At 63.6% G+C, this 19,750-nt stretch carries 20 protein-coding genes; 1 reads left to right on the forward strand and 19 read right to left on the reverse strand.

Going from position 1 to position 19,750, the window contains the following annotated elements:
* Positions 1–30 precede the first annotated feature (30 nt).
* Positions 31–2,586 carry a PepSY domain-containing protein gene (locus ACVWZT_RS04515; RefSeq protein ID WP_457468337.1) on the forward strand — a complete coding sequence of 852 codons (2,556 nt, stop codon included), beginning with the start codon at positions 31–33 and terminating at the stop codon, positions 2,584–2,586.
* Positions 2,587–2,715: 129 nt separating this feature from the next.
* On the opposite strand, the gene ACVWZT_RS04520 is transcribed toward ACVWZT_RS04515, so the two are convergent.
* The 19 genes from ACVWZT_RS04520 to iscR form a co-directional block, all read right to left on the reverse strand.
* Positions 2,716–3,507: an amidohydrolase gene (locus ACVWZT_RS04520; RefSeq protein WP_296231711.1), complete on the reverse strand. Its 792-nt coding sequence runs from the start codon at positions 3,505–3,507 to the stop codon at positions 2,716–2,718.
* Positions 3,495–4,643, reverse strand: coding sequence for a pyridoxal phosphate-dependent aminotransferase (locus ACVWZT_RS04525; RefSeq protein ID WP_457468338.1), 1,149 nt, complete (start codon positions 4,641–4,643; stop codon positions 3,495–3,497). Before ACVWZT_RS04525 ends, ACVWZT_RS04520 begins: the two co-directional genes overlap by 13 nt.
* A gap of 209 nt (positions 4,644–4,852) precedes the next feature.
* Complete coding sequence (der, locus tag ACVWZT_RS04530; protein WP_296231713.1) at positions 4,853–6,319, reverse strand: ribosome biogenesis GTPase Der; 1,467 nt, start codon at positions 6,317–6,319, stop codon at positions 4,853–4,855.
* A gap of 117 nt (positions 6,320–6,436) precedes the next feature.
* A complete protein-coding gene (gene bamB, locus ACVWZT_RS04535) occupies positions 6,437–7,579 on the reverse strand; it encodes an outer membrane protein assembly factor BamB (RefSeq protein ID WP_296231715.1) in 1,143 nt (380 codons plus the stop codon).
* On the reverse strand, positions 7,580–8,218 hold the full coding sequence (locus ACVWZT_RS04540) for a tetratricopeptide repeat protein (protein WP_225780494.1): 639 nt from the start codon (positions 8,216–8,218) through the stop codon (positions 7,580–7,582).
* A 39-nt stretch (positions 8,219–8,257) separates the two neighbouring features.
* A complete protein-coding gene (hisS, locus tag ACVWZT_RS04545; RefSeq protein ID WP_296231717.1) occupies positions 8,258–9,547 on the reverse strand; it encodes a histidine--tRNA ligase in 1,290 nt (429 codons plus the stop codon).
* 24 nt (positions 9,548–9,571) lie between these two features.
* Positions 9,572–10,681: a flavodoxin-dependent (E)-4-hydroxy-3-methylbut-2-enyl-diphosphate synthase gene (gene ispG / locus ACVWZT_RS04550; protein WP_296231718.1), complete on the reverse strand. Its 1,110-nt coding sequence runs from the start codon at positions 10,679–10,681 to the stop codon at positions 9,572–9,574.
* 3 nt (positions 10,682–10,684) lie between these two features.
* Positions 10,685–11,743 carry a RodZ domain-containing protein gene (locus ACVWZT_RS04555; RefSeq protein ID WP_457468341.1) on the reverse strand — a complete coding sequence of 353 codons (1,059 nt, stop codon included), beginning with the start codon at positions 11,741–11,743 and terminating at the stop codon, positions 10,685–10,687.
* Positions 11,740–12,501, reverse strand: a complete 762-nt coding sequence (gene pilW / locus ACVWZT_RS04560) for a type IV pilus biogenesis/stability protein PilW (protein ID WP_457468342.1) — start codon at positions 12,499–12,501, stop codon at positions 11,740–11,742. The genes ACVWZT_RS04555 and pilW overlap by 4 nt, the downstream gene beginning before the upstream one ends.
* 13 nt (positions 12,502–12,514) lie before the next feature.
* Positions 12,515–13,660, reverse strand: a complete 1,146-nt coding sequence (gene rlmN, locus ACVWZT_RS04565) for a 23S rRNA (adenine(2503)-C(2))-methyltransferase RlmN (RefSeq protein WP_457468344.1) — start codon at positions 13,658–13,660, stop codon at positions 12,515–12,517.
* A gap of 24 nt (positions 13,661–13,684) precedes the next feature.
* Positions 13,685–14,116 (reverse strand): nucleoside-diphosphate kinase, encoded by a 432-nt coding sequence (gene ndk / locus ACVWZT_RS04570; RefSeq protein ID WP_023382208.1) that lies wholly within the window; start codon positions 14,114–14,116, stop codon positions 13,685–13,687.
* A gap of 89 nt (positions 14,117–14,205) precedes the next feature.
* Positions 14,206–14,406 (reverse strand): Fe-S cluster assembly protein IscX, encoded by a 201-nt coding sequence (gene iscX, locus ACVWZT_RS04575; RefSeq protein WP_023382209.1) that lies wholly within the window; start codon positions 14,404–14,406, stop codon positions 14,206–14,208.
* Between the two features lie 10 nt (positions 14,407–14,416).
* Entirely contained in the window at positions 14,417–14,758 is a 342-nt protein-coding gene (gene fdx / locus ACVWZT_RS04580) for an ISC system 2Fe-2S type ferredoxin (RefSeq protein ID WP_025337773.1), read from the reverse strand.
* A 3-nt stretch (positions 14,759–14,761) separates the two neighbouring features.
* The gene (gene hscA, locus ACVWZT_RS04585; RefSeq protein WP_296231721.1) at positions 14,762–16,624 is read right to left on the reverse strand and encodes a Fe-S protein assembly chaperone HscA; all 1,863 of its coding nucleotides are present in this window, start codon (positions 16,622–16,624) and stop codon (positions 14,762–14,764) included.
* Between the two features lie 42 nt (positions 16,625–16,666).
* Positions 16,667–17,188, reverse strand: coding sequence for a co-chaperone HscB (gene hscB / locus ACVWZT_RS04590; protein WP_457468346.1), 522 nt, complete (start codon positions 17,186–17,188; stop codon positions 16,667–16,669).
* Between the two features lie 8 nt (positions 17,189–17,196).
* Positions 17,197–17,520: an iron-sulfur cluster assembly protein IscA gene (iscA, locus tag ACVWZT_RS04595; RefSeq protein ID WP_170028347.1), complete on the reverse strand. Its 324-nt coding sequence runs from the start codon at positions 17,518–17,520 to the stop codon at positions 17,197–17,199.
* Between the two features lie 28 nt (positions 17,521–17,548).
* On the reverse strand, positions 17,549–17,935 hold the full coding sequence (gene iscU / locus ACVWZT_RS04600; protein WP_003248539.1) for a Fe-S cluster assembly scaffold IscU: 387 nt from the start codon (positions 17,933–17,935) through the stop codon (positions 17,549–17,551).
* 46 nt (positions 17,936–17,981) lie between these two features.
* On the reverse strand, positions 17,982–19,196 hold the full coding sequence (locus ACVWZT_RS04605) for an IscS subfamily cysteine desulfurase (RefSeq protein WP_457468348.1): 1,215 nt from the start codon (positions 19,194–19,196) through the stop codon (positions 17,982–17,984).
* A gap of 46 nt (positions 19,197–19,242) precedes the next feature.
* Positions 19,243–19,734: a Fe-S cluster assembly transcriptional regulator IscR gene (gene iscR / locus ACVWZT_RS04610; protein WP_050704358.1), complete on the reverse strand. Its 492-nt coding sequence runs from the start codon at positions 19,732–19,734 to the stop codon at positions 19,243–19,245.
* Between the last annotated feature and the right edge of the window lie 16 nt (positions 19,735–19,750).

Genomic DNA, 19,750 nt, shown 5'->3' on the forward strand with positions numbered 1-19,750 from the left:
CCCGGTAGTTGCTGCATACAAGGTGATCATGTGGTGAAGAAAACGCTGTTTCAATTGCACTGGTTCTTTGGCATCACCGCTGGCCTGGTGCTGGCCTTGATGGGTATCACCGGGGCGCTTTACTCGTTTCAGGAGGAACTGCTGCGCGCCGTCAATGCCGATGTTCTCAAGGTAGCAGTGCGCGCCGAAGGCGTGCTGCCGCCGGCCGAGCTGGTACGGCGGGTCGAGGCCCAGCAACAGGACAAAGTGGCAATGCTGTGGGTTGACGTGCGCGACGGCAATGCCGCACGAATCTTCTTCACGCCCCCACCGGGCGAGCGCCGTGGCCAGCTGCGCTATGCCGATCCCTACACCGGTGAACTCAAGGGTGAAGCAACCGGCCAAGCCTTCTTCAACCTCATGCTCAACCTGCACCGTTTTCTGGCCATGGGCGACACTGGCCGGCAGATCACCGGTGCCTGCACCTTGATGCTGGTGTTCTTCTGCCTCTCCGGCCTGTACCTGCGCTGGCCGCGCAAGGCGCTGGACTGGCGCGCCTGGCTGACCTTCGACTGGGCCAAGACGGGCCGCGCGTTCAACTGGGACCTGCATGCCGTGGCCGGGACCTGGTGCCTGCTGTTCTACCTGCTGTTCGCCCTGACCGGGCTGTTCTGGTCTTACGAGTGGTACCGCAACGGCCTGAACAAGCTGCTGGCAGATACTCCGGCCGCCGCTCAGCAGCAAAAGCGCGGCGAAGGCCGTGGCCGCCATGGGCCACAGAAGATCGACAAAAACGCCCCGCCACTGGTGGTCGACTACGACGCGATCTGGGCCAACCTCAAGGATAACGCCGGCCCGGGCCTGGCCATGTACAACCTGCGCCTGCCACCGGTGGGCGGCCAGCCGGCCAATCTTTTCTACCTGCTGGACAACGCCGACCACCCCCGCGCCTTCAATACCCTGGTGCTGGACCCGGCCACCGGCCAGGTGAAAAAACATGACCGCTACACCGACAAATCCTTCAAGGCCCAGCTGCTGCAGAGCGTCTATGCCCTGCATGTCGGCGAGTACTTCGGCCTGCCGGGGCGCATCATCGTCACCCTTGCCAGCCTGACCATGCCGCTGTTCTTCATCACCGGCTGGCTGCTGTACCTCGACCGTCGCCGCAAGAAGCGCCAGGTGCGCGCGGCCCGTGGCAAAGTCCTCGACAGCCATGGCAGTGGTGACAGCTGGCTGATCGGTTTTGCCAGCCAGAGCGGCCTGGCCGAGCAGCTTGCCTGGCAGAGCGCCGGTCAGTTGCAGGCTGCCGGCCTGCCGGTACAGGTACGCGCCCTGACCGAACTGAGTGAAAGCGACCTGCGCCAGGCCCGTCGTGCGCTGTTCGTGGTCAGTACCTTCGGTGATGGCGAAGCCCCCGACAGCGCCCGCGTCTTCGAACGCAAGGTGCTTGGCCAGCCGTGGGCGCTGGATAACCTCAGCTATGCCCTGCTTGCCCTGGGCGATCGCCAATACCCGCACTTCTGCGGCTTTGCCCGGCGCCTGCAGGCCTGGCTGGGTGAGCGCGGAGCCAGCAGTGCATTCAGCTCGGTGGAAGTGGACAATGCCGACCAGGCCGCCCTGCTGCAGTGGCAACAGGAACTGGCGCAACTGACTGGCGCCCGTCCGGTGGCCGCCTGGCAGCCGCCAAGCTTTGGCAACTGGTCACTGGTTCGCCGCGAACTGCTCAACCCGGGCAGTCAGGGCCAACCGGTGTACCTGCTCGGCCTGCAGCCGCAACACCCCGCCAGCTGGGAAGCCGGCGACCTGGTGGAAATCCTGCCGCTCAATGGCCAGCCTCGGATCGACGCCTTCCTCACTGGCATGGCACTGGACCCCGGGACCAAGGTGCAGGTGAACGGGCTGACCGAAACCCTCGCCCAGGCCTTGGCCGGTCGGCAGTTGCCGGCCCGGCGCGAGCACCTGATCGGCTTGCAGCCGCAAGCGCTGGTCGATGCACTGGCGCCGATCGGCAGCCGCGAGTATTCGATCGCCTCGATCGCCAGCGATGGCCTGCTGGAGTTGATCGTGCGCCAGGAGCGCCACGCCGATGGCCACTTGGGCCTGGGCTCCGGCTGGCTGACCGAGTACTTGCCGCTGAACGGCATGCTGAGCCTGCGGGTGCGGCGTAACAGCAGCTTCCACCTGCCGGAAACGGCGGCACCGTTGGTACTGATCGGTAACGGCACCGGCCTGGCCGGCCTGCGCAGCCTGATGCGCGCGCGGGTGAGTGCAGGTGAGCAACGCAACTGGCTGCTGTTTGGCGAACGCAACCGGGCGCACGACCTGTTGTGTGGCGAGGAACTGCAAGGCTGGCTGGCAAGCGGCGACCTGGCGCGCCTGGACCTGGCGTTTTCGCGGGACCAGGCCGAGAAGGTGTATGTGCAGGATGTGTTGTTGCAGCAGGCCGATGAGTTCAAGCGCTGGGTGCAGGACGGGGCTTGTGTGTATGTGTGCGGCAGCCTGCAGGGTATGGCGGCAGGTGTCGACGCGGCGCTCAACGGCATCCTGGGCGAAGCAGTCGTGCAGCAACTGATCGAGGATGGGCGCTATCGGCGGGATGTGTACTGATCGGAAACTGATGTAACCAGCACCGGCCTCTTTGTGGGTAAACCCGCTCCCACAGGGTCCTCACAGATCTTGAATACTGTGCGGTACCTGTGGGAGCGGGTTTACCCGCGAAGGGGCCGGTACCGACTGTCAGTGCAGCTCGAAGGTGTCAGCATCCAGGTTGGCCGGAAACTTGGCCCGGTATGCCGCCAGTTCCGCTGCGCTCAATACGACGGTGAACACCCCGTCCGCCTCCCCGGCACTGAGCAGGCTCTCGCCCTGGAAGTCCAGCACCTGGCTGTCGCCCGAATAGGCAAAGCCCTTGCCATCGGTGCCCACCCGATTCACCGCCGCCACATAGCACAGGTTCTCGATACCCCGGGCCGGCAACAGGCGGTTCCAGTGCTGGCGGCGCGCAGCCGGCCAGTTGGCGGTATACAGCAGCAGGTCGGTGTCCTGGGCATCGCGGCTCCACACCGGGAAGCGCAGGTCGTAGCAGATCAGCGGGCGGATCCGCCAGCCTTTGAGCTCGAACTGTACCTGGCGCTCGCCCGGGGTGTAATGCTTGTGCTCACCGGCCATGCGGAACAGGTGGCGCTTGTCGTAGTGCAGGATCTCGCCATCCGGTCGTGCCCACAGCAGGCGGTTACGGTGGCTGCCATCGGCGGCCTGGATGATCACGCTGCCGGTGACAACTGCGTTGCACTTCTTCGCCTGCGCCTTCAACCATTTGTAGGTCGGGCCGTTCTCAGGCTCGCACAGGCTCTGCGACTGCATAGAGAAACCGGTAGTGAACATTTCCGGCAGAATCACCAGGTCCACCTCGCCTACCTGGGCCAGCAGCTCCTCGAAGTGTGCATGGTTGGCCTCACGGTCATGCCAGACCAGGGTGGTTTGCACCAGGGCGACTTTCAGGTTGGGCAGTGTGCTCAGATCGCGCATAGTCTTTCCGCTGCCTGACGCAGCGTCTCCTCTCGTTTGGCAAAGCACAGGCGGACCAGGCGTTGCGCGGGGATGGGCTGCTGGTAGAACACTGACACCGGGATGCTCGCCACACCGTGCTCACGGGTCAGCCACAGTGCCATGTCGACATCGTTCAGGTCCGGGCGGATCTGCGAGTAGTCCACCAGCTGGAAATAGGTGCCCGCCGTGCGGGTGAAACGAAACCGCGAAGTGTCGAGCAAACCGCAGAACAGGTCGCGCTTGGCCTGGTAGAAGCCCGGCAATTCATCGATATGCTCGGGATGCTCGGCCATGAAGTCAGCCAGCGCGCACTGCAACGGCGTCACCCCGCAGAAGTTGACGTACTGGTGCACCTTGCGCAGCTCAGCACTCAGCGCCGGCGGTGCAATCACATAACCGGTCTTCCAGCCGGTAACGTGATAGGTCTTGCCGAACGAGCTGACCACGAAAGCGCGCGAGTACAGCTGCTCATGGGCCAGTACGCTGGCATGGCGCACACCGTCATACACCAGATGCTCATACACTTCGTCGCTGATCAGGTAGATATCGCGGTTGGCGATAAGCTGCGCCAGCTGGTCCAGGTCTGCACGGCTGATCAGCGCACCGCTGGGGTTGTGCGGCGAGTTGAGAATGACCATGCGCGTGCGCGGGCTGAGCGCGTCGGCAAACTGCTGCCAGTCGATACGGAAGTCACCATCGCTCAGACGCACATGCACGCAACGGCCACCGGCCAGTTCAACGGACGGCTCGTAGCTGTCGTAGCTCGGGTCGAAGACGATCACCTCGTCGCCCACGTGGACCAGCGCCTGGATGGCACAGAAAATCGCCTCGGTGGCACCGGGCGTGATGGTCACTTCCTGGTCGGCATCCACCTGTGCACCGTATAGCCGCGCGACCTTGGCCGCCACCTGCTGGCGCAAGGCCGGCAGGCCGGTCATCGGTGAGTACTGGTTATGTCCGGCAGCCACATGCCGGCCCACCGCATCGAGCAGCGCCTGCGGGCCATTGAAGTCGGGGAAGCCCTGCGACAGGTTGAGCGCGCCGGTCTGCGCGGCGAGCTGGGACATGCTGGTGAAGATGGTCGTGCCGACGTTCGGCAGTTTGCTGCGGATCATGAAGCCCTCTTTCCTGGGGTGTATCCGGCACGGGGTGGAGTCCGAGCATAGCGGATCGAGCGGTCAGGAAAAAGGTTGAAACGATGGGGGCATTGCGCTGGATCAAAGGCCCCTTTGCCGGTGATCCCGCCCCCACAGGTTCTCGACAGACTCGATCACTGCGCAGTACCTGTGGGAGCGGGCCTACCCGCGAAGAAGCTGACGCGGAATCAGCGTTTCTTGTCGCGACGCTTCTTCTCGGCCTTCTTGTGGTGCGACATCAGGCGGCGTTTCTTGTTGACCTGACGGTCGGTGAGGGTGTTCTTCTTGCCCTCGTACGGGTTCTCACCGCCCTTGTATTCGATGCGAATCGGCGTCCCGACCAGTTTCAGTACACGACGGTAGGTGTTTTCCAGGTAACGCGAGTACGACTTCGGAATCTTGTCGGTCTGGTTGCCGTGGATCACGATCAGCGGCGGGTTGGCACCACCAAGGTGGGCATAGCGCAGCTTGATGCGGCGGCCATTGACCAGCGGCGGCTGGTGCTCGCTCACGGCATCCTCGAGGATCTGCGTCAGGCGGCTGGTCGGCCAACGGGTCACGGCCGACTTGAACGCAGCCTGTACCGACTTGTACAGGTGGCCCACGCCGGTACCGTGCAAGGCGGAGATGAAGTGGATGTCGGCGAAGTCGACGAAGAACAGCCGGCGCTCCAGCTCGGTCTTCACGTAGTCGCGTTCGCCCGGCTCCATGCCGTCCCACTTGTTCAGGGCGATGACGATGGCGCGGCCGGCTTCCAGGGCGAAACCCAGCAGGTTCAGGTCGTGATCCACCACGCCTTCGCGGGCGTCCATGACGAAGATCACCACGTTGGCGTCCTTGATCGCCTGCAGCGTCTTCACCACCGAGAACTTCTCGACTTCCTCGTGGATCTTGCCGCGCTTGCGCACGCCGGCGGTGTCGATGAAGGTGTACTTCTCGTCGTCGCGCTCGAACGGGATGTAGATGCTGTCGCGGGTGGTGCCCGGCTGGTCGTACACCACCACGCGCTCTTCGCCGAGCATGCGGTTGACCAGGGTCGACTTGCCCACGTTGGGGCGGCCGATGATGGCGATCTTGATGCCGTCCTTCTCGCTCGGGCCAGGGATGCGCACCGCTTCTTCGCCTTCGGCGACTTCCGCGTCCAGCGCTTCCTCGACCTGGTCGCGCGGCAGGTGGCCGAGCACGGCCTCCATCAACGCATTGATGCCGCGGCCCTGGGAGCCCGCCACCGGAATGGCATTGCCCATGCCCAGCGGCGAGAACTCGGCGCGGGCAACGTCGGCATCGATGTTGTCGATCTTGTTGGCAACCAGGATCGCTTCCTTGTTCCGCTTGCGCAGGTGCTCGGCGATCATCTGGTCAGCGGCGGTCATGCCAGCACGGGCGTCAACCAGGAACAGCACATAATCGGCTTCTTCGATGGCCATGAGCGACTGCTCGGCCATTTTCTCGTCCATGCCCACTTCGTCACCGGTGATACCGCCGGTGTCGATCAGGATGAAGGAACGACCCTGCCAGGTGGCATCACCGTACTGGCGGTCACGGGTCAGGCCCGACAGGTCACCGACGATGGCATCGCGGGTCTTGGTCAGGCGGTTGAACATGGTGGATTTGCCGACGTTCGGGCGGCCCACCAGGGCGATTACGGGAACCATTCGGCTCTCCACTCTTGAATTCTTGAAAATGCAAAGGCCGCTGCAAGGCAGCGGCCGGAGTTCGGGCGGCGTGTCCTACGCCGCGGCTTGAAGCCCGCCAAGGCTTCAAGCATAGCTTCAGCGGATGGTCAGTGCCTCGAGCTTGCCGCTGTTGCCAAAGACGTAGATGGTGTCGCCGACCACAAGTGGACGGGCACGCAGGCCATCGCTGTCGATACGCTCACGGCCGACGAAGCGGCCATCGACCTGGCTCAGCAGGTGCAGGTAGCCCTCGAAGTCACCCACCGCCACGTAGCTGGAGAACACTTCCGGCGCGGTCAGCTGGCGACGCGCCATGGTGTCGTTGCTCCACAGCGCGCTGGAAGAGCGTTCATCGACGCTTTCGACAGTGCCGGAAGCTTCGCTGACGTAGACGTTGCCAAAGCCCTGGGCGACACCCACGTAACTGGAGGCATCGCGCTGCCACAGCACGCGGCCGCTTTCCAGGTCCAGGCCCGCGACGCGGCCCTGGTAGGTGCTGACGTACAGGGTACCACCCGACAGCAGCAGGCCGCCGTCGATGTCGACCACACGGTCCAGCTCGGAACGACCCTGCGGAATCGCCACACGGCTTTCCCACACCGGTACACCGTTGTTGATGTCCACCGCTACCACCTTGCCGGTGGACAGGCCGGCGACGGCCAGGCGGTTGGTGACGATCGGCGCGCCGGTACCACGCAGGGTCAGCACAGCCGGGCTGTTCTCGTAGATCCAGCGGCGGTCACCGGTGGCGGCATCCAGGCCGATCAGGCGATCGTCCTGGGTCTGCACCACCACCACGTCACCGTTGCTGGCCGGCGGGGCCAGCACTTCGCTGGTCACGCGGGAGCGCCAGCGTTCCTCGCCAGTGCTGGAGTCCAGGGCAATCACTTCACCCTTGAGGGTACCCAGCATGACCAGGCCATAGCCGACGCCGACAGCACCGGAAACCGGCAGCTCGAGGTCCTTCTTCCACACCACGTCTCCGGTGATGCGGTCGAGGGCGAAGACTTCACCGTTGACGTCGGAGGCATAGATACGGTCGTTTTCGATCGCCGGCACCAGGGTATTGTAGGTTTCACCCTGGCCGTCGCCGATCGAACGGCTCCACTGCTTCTTCAGCACCACTTCCTCGGTGAACTTGGTCAGCTCGGCCGGGGGCAGTTCCTTCTTGCTGTTGCTGCTGCAACCTGCGGCCAGGACGGCCAGGGTCAGCACTGCTGCATGTTTCCAACCGATCACTTACGCGTCCCCTTTGGCCAAGTCATCCAGCTTCAATTGCAGGCCACCGACCGCCGCCTCATCGGACAACGCAGCCTTGGCTTTCTCGTAAGCGCTATGCGCATCGTCGGCACGCCCCAGTTGCACCAGCAAGTCACCTTTCAACTCTTCACGGCTGGCCAGGAAGGCCTGCTCGGCGTCGCCGTCAAGCAGCTTGAGCGCGTCCTCGGCCTTGTTCTGGGCCGCCAGCACGCGTGCCAGGCGCTGCCGCGCAATTTCGCCCAGGGTGGCATCGGCCGGCTTGTCCAGCACGCTTTTCAGCTCGGCAGCGGCGTCGTCGAGCTTGCCGCTCTCGACCGCGACCTTGGCCACGAACAGGCTGCCATACTGGGCGTAGGCGGTACCACCGAACTCGCTCTTGAGCTTGCCGGCCAGTTCCGCGACCTTGGTCGCGTCAGGCTGGCCAGTGGGCGTCAGGCTGGTTTCCAGCAAGGCCTGGTACAGCTGCGAGGCACCTTGCGACTGATTGTTCTGGTACTTGTGCCAGGTATTCCAGCCCAATACCACCACGCCAGCCAGCAGGGCACCGGTCAGCAGCGGCTTGCCGTTGCGGTTCCACCAGTCCTTGACCCCTGCCAGTTCATCATCGGTACTCGACACCCCAATACTCCTTTTCGCCTATTCGCTTGTTGAACCGCGTTACGCCTGCGCGATCGCGGTTTCCAGGTGCTCAGCCAGAGCATCCCAGGCAATGTTCTGTTGTTCGCCCTGACCACGCAGGGGCTTGAAGCCGATCTCTTGCTTGGCCAGTTCGTCATCACCGAGGATCAGCGCGAACAGCGCGCCGCTCTTGTCGGCTTTCTTGAACTGGCTCTTGAAGCTGCCACCACCGGCGTTGACCGCCAGGCGCAGGCCCGGCATGCGGTCACGCAGGCCCTCGGACAAGCGCAGGCCAGCCAGTTCGGCCTGTTCGCCGAAGGCGCACAGGTAGACGTCGATCTGTCGGCTGATGGACTCGGGCACCTTGCCCAGGGTTTCCAGCAGCAGGATCAGGCGCTCGATACCCATGGCGAAACCGACGCCCGGAGTCGGCTTGCCGCCCATCTGCTCGACCAGGCCGTCGTAGCGGCCACCGGCGCAGACCGTGCCCTGGGCGCCGAGCTTGTCGGTAACCCACTCGAACACGGTCTTGCTGTAGTAGTCCAGCCCGCGCACCAGCTTGGTATTGATCACGAACGGGATACCGGCAGCGTCCAGGCGGGCCTTGAGGCCCTCGAAGTGCACGCGCGATTCTTCGTCGAGGTAGTCTTCCAGCTTCGGCGCACCGACCAGCACCGCCTGGGTGTTCTGGTCCTTGCTGTCGAGGATGCGCAGTGGGTTGCTCTTCAGCCGGCGCTGGCTGTCTTCATCCAGCTGCTCCAGGCGTGCCGAGAGGAACTCGACCAGCGCATCCCGGTAGCGCGCACGGGCTTCGCTGGTGCCCAGGCTGTTGAGTTCCAGCTTGACCGCGTCCTGGATGCCCAGCAGGCCCCACAGGCGCCAGGTCAGCATGATCAGCTCGGCATCGATGTCCGGGCCGTCCAGGTTGAACACTTCCACGCCAATCTGGTGGAACTGGCGGTAGCGGCCTTTCTGCGGGCGCTCGTGGCGGAACATCTGGCCGATGTACCACAGCTTCTGGACCTGGCCGTTGCCAGTGATGCCATGCTCGAGCACGGCACGCACGCAGGCGGCCGTGCCTTCCGGACGCAGGGTCAGCGAGTCGCCGTTGCGGTCCTCGAAGGTGTACATCTCTTTTTCGACGATGTCGGTCACTTCGCCGATCGAGCGCTTGAACAGCTCGGTGAACTCGACGATCGGCGTGCGGATCTGGCTATACCCGTAGGTATCCAGCAGGCCGGCCACGGTGCCTTCGAAGTAGCGCCACAGCGGCGACTGTTCAGGCAGGATGTCGTTCATGCCACGGATGGCTTGCAGCGATTTGCTCACGAAAAGTCCTTACGAATTCGGGTGTCAGCCACGGACGATCAGCGCCGCGTCGGCTTCGGCCTTCTCGGCCGCTTTCTGGCGGATGAGCTTTTCCAGCTCGTCGACCAGGTTGTCGTTGGTCAGCTTCTGCGCCGGCTTGCCGTCGATATAGACCAGGTTCGGCGTACCGCCGGTCAGCCCGACATGGGACTCCTTGGCCTCGCCCGGGCCATTGACCACGCAACCGATGACCGCTACGTCCAGCGGTACCAGCAGGTCTTCCAGGCGCCCTTCCAGCTCGTTCATGGTCTTGACCACATCGAAGTTCTGCCGCGAGCAGCTCGGGCAGGCGATGAAGTTGATGCCACGCGAACGCAGGTGCAGCGACTTGAGGATGTCGTAGCCAACCTTCACTTCTTCGACCGGGTCGGCCGCCAACGAGATACGGATGGTATCGCCAATGCCTTCGGCCAGCAGCATACCGAGGCCGACAGCGGATTTCACCGTCCCCGAGCGCAGGCCGCCGGCCTCGGTGATGCCCAAGTGCAGCGGCTGCACGATCTGCCTGGCCAGCAGACGGTAGGCTTCGACGGCCATGAACACGTCGGAAGCCTTGACGCTGACCTTGAAGTCCTGGAAATCCAGGCGGTCGAGGTGCTCGACATGGCGCAGCGCCGACTCGACCAGCGCCGCCGGGGTCGGTTCGCCATACTTCTTCTGCAGGTCCTTCTCCAGGGAGCCGGCGTTGACGCCGATACGGATCGGGATGCCACGGTCGCGGGCGGCATCGACCACTGCGCGCACGCGGTCTTCACGGCCGATGTTGCCTGGGTTGATACGCAGGCAGTCGACGCCCAGTTCGGCTACACGCAGGGCGATCTTGTAGTCGAAGTGAATATCGGCAACCAGCGGCACGCTGACTTGCTGCTTGATGCGGCCGAACGCCTCGGCGGCGTCCATGTCCGGCACCGAGACCCGCACGATGTCCACGCCGGCATCGACCAGGCGCTGGATCTGCGCCACGGTGGCGGCCACATCGTTGGTGTCGGTATTGGTCATGCTCTGCACCGCGATAGGCGCATCACCACCCACCGGCACATTGCCGACCCAGATTTTGCGGGATTCGCGACGTTTGATCGGAGATTCGCCGTGCATGACTTACTGTCCCAACTTCAGGCGAGCGGTTTCGCCACTGGTGAACGGGGCAACATCGACGGCCTGGCCGTTGTAGCTGACCTGGGCGCCACGGGCAAAGCCCAGGCGTACCGCGAACGGCGGCTTGCCGGTCAGCTCGAGGTTGTCCCCCTTGCGCTTGATGGCGCTGAACAGCACCTTGCCATTACCGTCGCTGACCTGGGTCCAGCAATCGGCGCTGAACTGGATGGCCACCTTGGCGCTGCCGGCCGGCACTTGGGCGGGCACGGCTGGCGAGGCTGGCTCGGCGGCGGCTACGGCCGGCCCAGGAGCGACCGGTGCAGCCGCCGGGGGCACAGCGACCGGTGCTACCGGCGCAGGCGTGACTACCGGTGCGCTGGCTGCTGCCTGCGCTGGAGCCTGCTGCGCGGGCGCCGCGGTGGGTGCTGTGGCAGCGGCTGATGCCGGGTTTGCCGGAGCCTGTTCGGCGACGGCATCGGGCTGCCCGGCGGCGCCTTGCTCCAGCGGCAGCGGCGCGGTTTCGGGCTGCTGGCCGGCCGAAACGGCCTGGTCTTCTGGCTCATCGAGCGGGTGAATCTGGGTGGTACCGTCGGCGCTTTCGACTTCGACGTGTTCCAGTGCGATCTTGGCCAGGTCCTTGCCACGCAGGCTGCCCTGGTCCTGCCACCAGACGAAACCACCACCGACCACCGCCACCAGCAGCAGCAGACTGACGCCACGCAGGATGTTGTGCGACAGACGCACGGGCTCTTCGATACGGCCCAGCGAGTGCACGTCGCTGCCTTTGGCGTGGGTGCCGGTGTAGCGGTCGAAGGCATCCACCAGGGCGGCCTGGTCCAGGTCCATCAGCTTGGCATAGGCGCGGATGTAGCCACGGGCGAAAGTATGCCCGGGCAGCTTGTCGAAGGCGCCGGTTTCCACGTGGTTCAACGAGCTGACAGTGAGGTTGAGCTTGCGGGCCACCTCGGCTTGTGACCAGTCCCGGTTCTCACGGGCCTGACGCAAAAGCTCACCGGGGTTCTGGCCAGGCGCTACGGCTACTTCGGGGTGCGCGGCTTTCATCGTTGCTCCGACAGGTATTGCTGATATTCCGGCGTACCGGGATAAAGTCGTTGTAATTGCTGGCCCAGCTCGGCCAGTTTGCCCTGCTCGTCGAACACCCTGGCAAGGCGGCTGCCCAGCAGCAGGCTACGGGCATCGTGTTCGCTCAGTTGGCTGAAACGATCGTAGTAGTCCCGGGCCGGCACATAATGCCTGTTTTCGTAGGACAACTCAGCCATTTCCAGCAACGCTTTCGGTTGCCGCTGGTTGAGTTGCAAAGCTTTCAGCAAATAGGCGTACGCCTGGTCGCGGCGTTCGAGCTTGAGGGCAGTCAGGCCCAGGTTCTCGTAAACCCGTGAACGCTCAGGATACAGGGTATCGGCGCTGGCCAGGCGAAACATCTGCTCAGCCTCGGCGAATCGCCCCTGAGCATAAAGGAAACTGCCGTAATTGTTGCGAATTCGCGTGTCGCCGCTGCGCAGCTGCAGTGCCCTGCGGTAATGGCCTTCGGCCGTTTCCGGCTCGCCCTCGGCCTGCAGTACCAGGGCCAGGGCGGCGTGCGCATCGGCATCATCCTCGTCCAGGGCCAAGGCCTTGCCCAGCGGCGCCTTGGCCTGCTCGGTCAAACCTTGTTGCAAATAACCCAGGCCTAGCTGCACATAAGCCCGCCCCGCCTCCGCCCTGCCCTGGCGGCTGGCCAGCGGATCGCCCGCGCCGCCTGACACGCAGCCGGCCAGCAGCGAAAGCGCAAGGATCGACAGCGCGGCGCGCAGGCTCATGGGCAAGGTCCGGTCAGTGCTGCGCAGCGCTGTCTGGCAGGTCGGCATCCGCAGACAGCTGGCGCACAGCGATGTAGCGTTCGCTGCGGCGGGTGCGGTCGTTGACCTGGCCAACCAGCTGGCCGCAGGCAGCATCGATGTCGTCACCACGGGTAGTACGGGTAGTGACATTGAAGCCGCCATGGTGCAACAGATCCTGGAAGCGGCGAATGGCGTTGTTGCTTGGCCGCTCGTAGCCCGAATGCGGGAACGGGTTGAACGGGATCAGGTTGATCTTGCACGGCACGTCGCGCAGCAGTTCGATCATTTGCGCTGCATGCTCGGGCTGGTCGTTGACGTCCTTGAGCAAAGTGTACTCGATGGTCAGCACGCGCTTGCCGCCCAGGGTGGCCATATAGCCCATGCACGATTCCAGCAGCATCTTCAGCGGGTACTTCTTGTTGATCGGTACCAGCTTGTTGCGCAGTTCGTCGTTCGGCGCGTGCAGCGACAGGGCCAGCGACACATCGATGTGCTTGGCCAGCTCGTCGATCATCGGCACGACGCCCGAAGTCGAGAGGGTGACGCGACGCTTGGAAATGCCATAGCCCAGATCTTCCATCATGATCTTCATGGCGGCGATGACATTGTCGAAATTCAGCAGGGGTTCGCCCATGCCCATCATGACCACGTTGGTAATGGCGCGGTCGATCTTGGCCGGAACGGTCCCGAAGGATTTGTTGGCAAGCCATACCTGGCCGATCACTTCGGCGGCGGTGAGGTTGCTGTTGAAGCCTTGCTTGCCGGTGGAGCAGAAGCTGCAGTCCAGGGCGCAGCCGGCTTGCGACGAGACACACAGGGTGCCGCGGTCGTCGGTGGGGATGTAGACGGTTTCGACGCAGCTGCCGGAAGCAACGCGCACCACCCACTTGCGGGTACCGTCGGCGGAAATGTCTTCACTGACCACTTCCGGGCCCCGAATCTCGGCAACGGCCTCGAGCTTTTCGCGCAAGGCCTTGCCGACATTGGTCATGGCGGCGAAATCGTCGACGCCATAGTGGTGAATCCATTTCATGACCTGACCGGCACGAAAACGCTTCTCTCCGATCGACTCGAAGAATTTTTCCATTTCCTGCAGGGTCAGGCCCAACAGGTTGATCTTGCCAGTCATGTCACTCATGGAATCACCCAAGACCTGCTTCGCTTAGCGAATGCGGTCGCACAGCTCGGTAGCGGAGAAGAAGTAAGCGATTTCGCGGGCAGCCGAAGCTTCCGAGTCGGAACCGTGAACGGCGTTCTCGTCGATGGAAACGGCGAAGTCAGCACGGATGGTGCCGGCAGCAGCTTCTTTCGGGTTGGTGGCGCCCATCAGCTCGCGGTTGGCCAGAACGGCGTTTTCACCTTCCAGAACCTGGACGATGACCGGGCCGGAAGTCATGAAGGCAACCAGGTCAGCGAAGAAGCCGCGCTCTTTGTGCTCGGCGTAGAAGCCTTCGGCTTCGGCTTTGGACAGCTGCTTCATTTTCGAAGCGACGACGCGCAGGCCGGCTTTCTCGAAACGAGTGGTGATCTCGCCGATGACGTTCTTGGCGACAGCGTCAGGCTTGATGATGGAGAAAGTACGTTGAACAGCCATGGAAAACTCCAGAAAAATGAGTGTTGCGAAAAATTAAACCCGCGAATTATACGCGGGTTCCAGGGGATTGCCTAACCTGCAGGACGCGTTCAGTCGGCTTCTTCGATCCAGGCCGCCTGGATGGCCTCGAGCACTTTCTCACCGCCGCGTGACGGATCGTCGCTGAATTCTGGCAAGGCCAGCACCCAGCGGTGCAGATCGACGAAATTCACATAACGAGGATCGACGTCCGGCTTGCTTTCTGCAAGCTGGATGGCGATCTCAAGTACATCAATCCATTTCAGGCTCATGGAACAAACCTCAGTGCGGCGCTTCGGCGGCGTGGTTGAGCGAATACTTGGGGATCTCGATGACCAGGTCCTGGTCAGCGACGACCACCTGGCAGCCGAGGCGCGATTGCGCCTCCAGGCCCCAGGCCTTGTCCAGCATGTCCTCTTCCAGTTCGTCGGCCTCTTCCAGCGAGTCGAAGCCCTTGCGCACGATGCAGTGGCATGTGGTGCAGGCCTTGACGCCGCCGCAGGCGCTTTCCATCTCGATGTGATGGTCGTGGGCCAGCTCCAGGATGTTGGTCCCGGGCTCGACCTCCACAGTCAGCCCTTCGGGGCAGAACTTCTCGTGCGGCAGGAATGTCACCAGCGGCATCGGTTACTCCTCGATCTCATTCAGGTTGCGCCCGGCCAGTGCGGCTTTGACCGTCGAATCAAGGCGACGGGCGGCAAATGCATCGGTCACCTGCGACAGACGCTTGGTCTGTTGCTCGATGGCTGCGCCATCGGTGCCGGCCAGCAAATCACGTAGTTCTTGCATCTGGAATTCGATGGCTTCGCGCTCGTCACTGCTGAGCAGGCGTTCGCCATCGGCGTCCAGGGCGCCCTGTACCGCTTCGAGCAGGCGTTCGCCATCCACCTGGTGCTCGCGCAACTGGCGGGCTTGCTTGTCCGAACCTGCGTGTTCGAAGGAGTCCTTGAGCATCCGGGCGATTTCGCCGTCGGTCAGGCCGTAGGACGGTTTGACCTGGATGCTGGCTTCCACGCCCGAACCCAGCTCGCGGGCAGCGACACTGAGCAGGCCGTCGGCATCGACCTGGAAGGTGACGCGGATCTTTGCCGCACCGGCGACCATGGCCGGAATGCCGCGCAGTTCGAAACGCGCCAGCGAGCGGCAGTCGCTGATCAGCTCGCGCTCACCTTGCAGCACGTGGATCATCATGGCCGTCTGGCCGTCCTTGTAGGTGGTGAACTCCTGGGCACGCGCCACCGGAATGGTGGTGTTGCGCGGGATCACCTTCTCCATCAGCCCGCCCATGGTCTCGAGGCCAAGCGACAGCGGGATAACATCGAGCAGCAGCAACTCGCCACCCTCGCGGCGGTTCCCGGCCAGGGTATCGGCCTGGATCGCGGCACCGATGGCCACTACCTGGTCAGGATCGATCGAGGTCAGCGGGGTGCGCCCGAACAAGCCGCCCACAGCTTCGCGCACACGCGGCACGCGGGTCGAGCCACCGACCATGACCACGGCGCTGACTTCTTCCAGCTCGATGCCGCTGTCACGCACGGCGCGGCGGCAGGCCTTGAGGCTGCGGGCAACCAGCGGTTCGATCATGGCTTCGAAACCGGCACGGCTGAGTTCGCCCTGCCAGGCGCCATGGCTGACGCTGACCACGTCGGCGTCGGTCAGGGCTTCCTTGGCGGCACAGGCGGTTTGCAGCAGTGCGCGCTGGGTGGCCGGGTCAAGGTCGGACGACAGGCCGGCCTGCTCGATGATCCAGCCGGCAATCGCGTGGTCGAAGTCGTCACCACCCAGGGCGGTGTCGCCACCGGTGGCCAGTACTTCGAACACGCCGGCGGTCAGGCGCAGGATGGAGATATCGAAGGTGCCGCCCCCCAGGTCATAGATGGCCACCACGCCTTCGGCGTTCTGGTCCAGGCCATAGGCCACGGCGGCTGCGGTCGGCTCGTTGAGCAGGCGCAGCACGTTCAGGCCGGCCAGGCGCGCAGCGTCCTTGGTGGCCTGGCGCTGGGCGTCGTCGAAATAGGCAGGCACAGTGATCACCGCCCCGACCAGCTCGCCGCCCAGAGTGGCTTCGGCACGCTCGCGCAGCACCTTGAGAATATCGGCGGACACTTCAACCGGGCTCTTCGGCCCCTGCACGGTATCGATGAACGGCATGTGCGATTCACCGCCGACGAAGCGGTACGGCAGCTGCTCGCCCAATTGCTTGACGTCGGCCAGGCCACGCCCCATCAGACGCTTGACCGACAGCACGGTATTCAATGGGTCGAGGGAAGCGGCGTCACGCGCAGCCTGCCCCACCTCGTTGCGCCCGTCGAGGTAGCGCACCGCGGACGGCAGAATGACGTTGCCCTGCGCATCGGGCAGGGGCTCGCTACGGCCGCTGCGCAGTGCGGCGACCAGGGAGTTGGTGGTACCCAGGTCGATCCCCACCGCCAGGCGGCGCTGATGCGGTTGAGGGCTTTGACCGGGTTCGGCAATCTGCAGTAGGGCCATGCTTATCTGAATACCTTAGGTGCCATCACGGGCAGCACCGGGTTAGTCGTCGAGGCGCTCTTCCAGTTGGCGCACTTCGTGGGCGAGCTTGTCGAGGAACTGCATGCGGCGCATCAGGCGCTCGGCCTTGTCGCGCTCGCCCGGGGCGTCCCAACAGGCGGCAAAGTCCTCGTTCAGCGTGTCCTGGGCGACCTTCAGGCGCTTCTTGAACACAGCTACACCGTCAAGGTCGGCTTCGTCCTGCAGCTCTTCGAGCTCCTCGCGCCACTGCATCTGCTGCAACAGGAAGTCCGGGTCGTGGACCGTGACTTCCTGTGGCACTTCATGACCGCTGATGGCCAGCAGGTAGCGGGCGCGACGCGGCGCACTGCGCAGGGTCTGGTAGGCGTCGTTAAGGGCTGCGGACTTTTCCAGCGCTACGCGTTGCTCACGCTCGGAGGCATCGGCAAAGCGGTCGGGATGGACCTCGCGGGCCAGCTCGCGATAGCGAGTGGCCAGCTTTTCGAGATCCAGACGGAAGCCTGGCTGGAGGTCAAACAATGCGAAATGACAAGGAGTACCCACAGCCAGCCTCAAACGTTGAAGCTTTCGCCGCAGCCACACTCACCGCGCACGTTGGGGTTGTTGAACTTGAAGCCTTCGTTCAACCCTTCCTTGACGAAGTCCAGCTCGGTGCCGTCGAGGTAGACCAGGCTCTTGGGATCGATGATCACCTTGACGCCATGGTTCTCGAACACCTGGTCTTCCTCCGCCAGTTCGTCGACGAACTCCAGCACGTAGGCCAGGCCCGAGCAACCGGTGGTGCGCACGCCCAGGCGAATGCCTTCACCCTTGCCGCGCCCTTCCAGGGAACGCCGCACGTGGTTGGCGGCGGCTTCTGTCATGCTGATAGCCATCTGGACTCCTTACCTCGCAACAGGCGACTTAGATCAAGCCTTTCTTCTGCTTGTAATCGCGTACCGCTGCCTTGATGGCATCTTCGGCGAGTACCGAGCAGTGGATCTTGACCGGCGGCAACGCCAGTTCTTCGGCCAGCTGGGTGTTCTTGATGGTTTCGGCTTCGTCCAGGGTCTTGCCCTTCATCCACTCGGTGGCGAGGGAGCTGGAAGCGATGGCCGAACCGCAGCCGTAGGTCTTGAACTTGGCGTCTTCGATCACGCCCTGCTCGTTGACCTTGATCTGCAGGCGCATCACGTCACCGCAGGCCGGGGCGCCGACCATGCCGGTGCCGACGTCCGGGTCTTCGGCATTCATCTTGCCGACGTTGCGCGGGTTTTCGTAGTGGTCGATGACCTTTTCACTGTATGCCATGGTGCAATTCCTTCCTCATCAGGGAGCCGCTCTTGCCGGCGACTGCTTAGTGGGCGGCCCACTCGATCTTGGAGATGTCAACGCCGTCTTTGTACATGTCCCACAGCGGCGACAGCTCACGCAGTTTGTTCACTGCCTCGCAGACTTTCTGCGCGGCGTAGTCGACTTCTTCTTCAGTGGTGAAACGGCCGAAGGAGAAGCGGATCGAGCTGTGCGCCAGCTCGTCGTTGCGGCCCAGGGCGCGCAATACGTAGGACGGTTCGAGCGACGCGGAGGTGCACGCCGAACCGGACGATACGGCGATGTCCTTCAGCGACATCAGCAGCGATTCGCCTTCGACGTAGTTGAAGCTCAGGTTCAGGTTATGCGGCACGCGGGCGGTCTGGCTGCCGTTGACGTACAGCTCTTCAAGGTTGGAAACCTGCTTGAAGAAGCGCTCGCTCAGGGCCTTGATGCGTACGTTTTCCGCGGCCATTTCCTGCTTGGCGATGGCGAAGGCTTCGCCCATGCCGACGATCTGGTGGGTCGGCAGGGTGCCCGAACGCATGCCCCGCTCATGGCCACCGCCGTGAATGATGGCTTCCAGGCGTACCCGCGGCTTGCGGCTGACGTACAGCGCGCCAATACCCTTGGGACCGTAGACCTTGTGCGCCGAGAACGACATCAGGTCGACTTTCAGCTTTTGCAGGTCGATTTCGACCTTGCCGGCCGACTGGGCGGCGTCGACGTGGAACAGCACGCCGCGCGAGCGGGTCAGTTCGCCGATGGCGGCGATATCGTTGATCGAGCCGACTTCGTTGTTCACGTGCATCAGCGAGACCAGGATGGTGTCGTCACGCAGCACTGCCTCTACCATGGCCGGGGTGACGATGCCGTCTTCGCCCGGCTCCAGGTAGGTGACTTCGAAACCTTCACGCTCCAGCTGGCGGGCGGTGTCCAGGACTGCCTTGTGCTCGATCTTGGAGGTGATGATGTGCTTGCCCTTGGTCTGATAGAAGTGCGCGACTCCTTTCAGCGCGAGGTTGTCGGACTCGGTGGCACCGCTGGTCCAGACGATTTCGCGCGGATCGGCATTGATCAGTTCGGCAACCTGACGGCGGCCGTTTTCGACCGCTTCCTCGGCCTTCCAGCCGAAGACGTGGGAGCGGGAAGCCGGGTTACCGAAGTTTCCGTCGACCAGCAGGCACTCGGCCATTTTCTGGGCCACGCGTGGATCGACCGGAGTGGTCGCGGAGTAATCGAGGTAGATCGGCAACTTCATTTGTCTCTCCTATCAGGCGGTGGCGTCGCTCGTCGTCCCAGCGGGATCAATCGACGGCGGACGTCTCAATCTTGTCCAGCTGGGCGACTCGGCCTGCGACACGACGCAGGTCCTGGCGCTGGGCGACTTCCTGCACCTCGCGGCGCATGACGAGGTCGGCCAGGCTGATGCCGCTGAGGAATTCATGGATCTGCTGGCTGAGGTCGCACCACAGGTGGTGGGTCAGGCAGGTATCACCGGCATGGCAGTCCCCGAGGCCCTGGCAGCGCGTGGCATCGACCGATTCGTTGACCGCATCGATGACCTGGGCTACCTGGATGGTTTCCATGCCCCGCGACAGCTGGTAGCCACCGCCTGGACCGCGCACGCTGGAAACCAGGCTGCTGCGGCGCAGCTTGGCGAACAGCTGTTCCAGATAAGAAAGGGAAATGCCCTGGCGCTCGGAAATATCGGCCAAAGACACCGGCCCATGCTGCGCGTGCAACGCCAGGTCGAGCATGGCGGTCACGGCGTATCGGCCTTTGGTAGTCAGTCGCATGGCTATTGGGTACCAC

Source organism: Pseudomonas sp. TE21394, from assembly GCF_054057835.1.

Excerpts from the sequence above, each read along its gene's own strand:
- ispG (WP_296231718.1), bottom strand. The coding sequence starts at position 10,681 with ATGCACGGCGAATCTCCGATCAAACGTCGCGAATCCCGCAAAATCTGG.
- iscU (WP_003248539.1), bottom strand. The coding sequence starts at position 17,935 with ATGGCATACAGTGAAAAGGTCATCGACCACTACGAAAACCCGCGCAAC.
- ACVWZT_RS04555 (WP_457468341.1), bottom strand. The coding sequence starts at position 11,743 with ATGAAAGCCGCGCACCCCGAAGTAGCCGTAGCGCCTGGCCAGAACCCC.
- ACVWZT_RS04525 (WP_457468338.1), bottom strand. The coding sequence starts at position 4,643 with ATGATCCGCAGCAAACTGCCGAACGTCGGCACGACCATCTTCACCAGC.
- hscA (WP_296231721.1), bottom strand. The coding sequence starts at position 16,624 with ATGGCCCTACTGCAGATTGCCGAACCCGGTCAAAGCCCTCAACCGCAT.
- iscR (WP_050704358.1), bottom strand. The coding sequence starts at position 19,734 with ATGCGACTGACTACCAAAGGCCGATACGCCGTGACCGCCATGCTCGAC.
- ACVWZT_RS04605 (WP_457468348.1), bottom strand. The coding sequence starts at position 19,196 with ATGAAGTTGCCGATCTACCTCGATTACTCCGCGACCACTCCGGTCGAT.
- rlmN (WP_457468344.1), bottom strand. The coding sequence starts at position 13,660 with ATGAGTGACATGACTGGCAAGATCAACCTGTTGGGCCTGACCCTGCAG.
- iscA (WP_170028347.1), bottom strand. The coding sequence starts at position 17,520 with ATGGCTATCAGCATGACAGAAGCCGCCGCCAACCACGTGCGGCGTTCC.
- ndk (WP_023382208.1), bottom strand. The coding sequence starts at position 14,116 with ATGGCTGTTCAACGTACTTTCTCCATCATCAAGCCTGACGCTGTCGCC.
- iscX (WP_023382209.1), bottom strand. The coding sequence starts at position 14,406 with ATGAGCCTGAAATGGATTGATGTACTTGAGATCGCCATCCAGCTTGCA.
- der (WP_296231713.1), bottom strand. The coding sequence starts at position 6,319 with ATGGTTCCCGTAATCGCCCTGGTGGGCCGCCCGAACGTCGGCAAATCC.
- fdx (WP_025337773.1), bottom strand. The coding sequence starts at position 14,758 with ATGCCGCTGGTGACATTCCTGCCGCACGAGAAGTTCTGCCCCGAAGGG.
- ACVWZT_RS04520 (WP_296231711.1), bottom strand. The coding sequence starts at position 3,507 with ATGCGCGATCTGAGCACACTGCCCAACCTGAAAGTCGCCCTGGTGCAA.
- pilW (WP_457468342.1), bottom strand. The coding sequence starts at position 12,501 with ATGAGCCTGCGCGCCGCGCTGTCGATCCTTGCGCTTTCGCTGCTGGCC.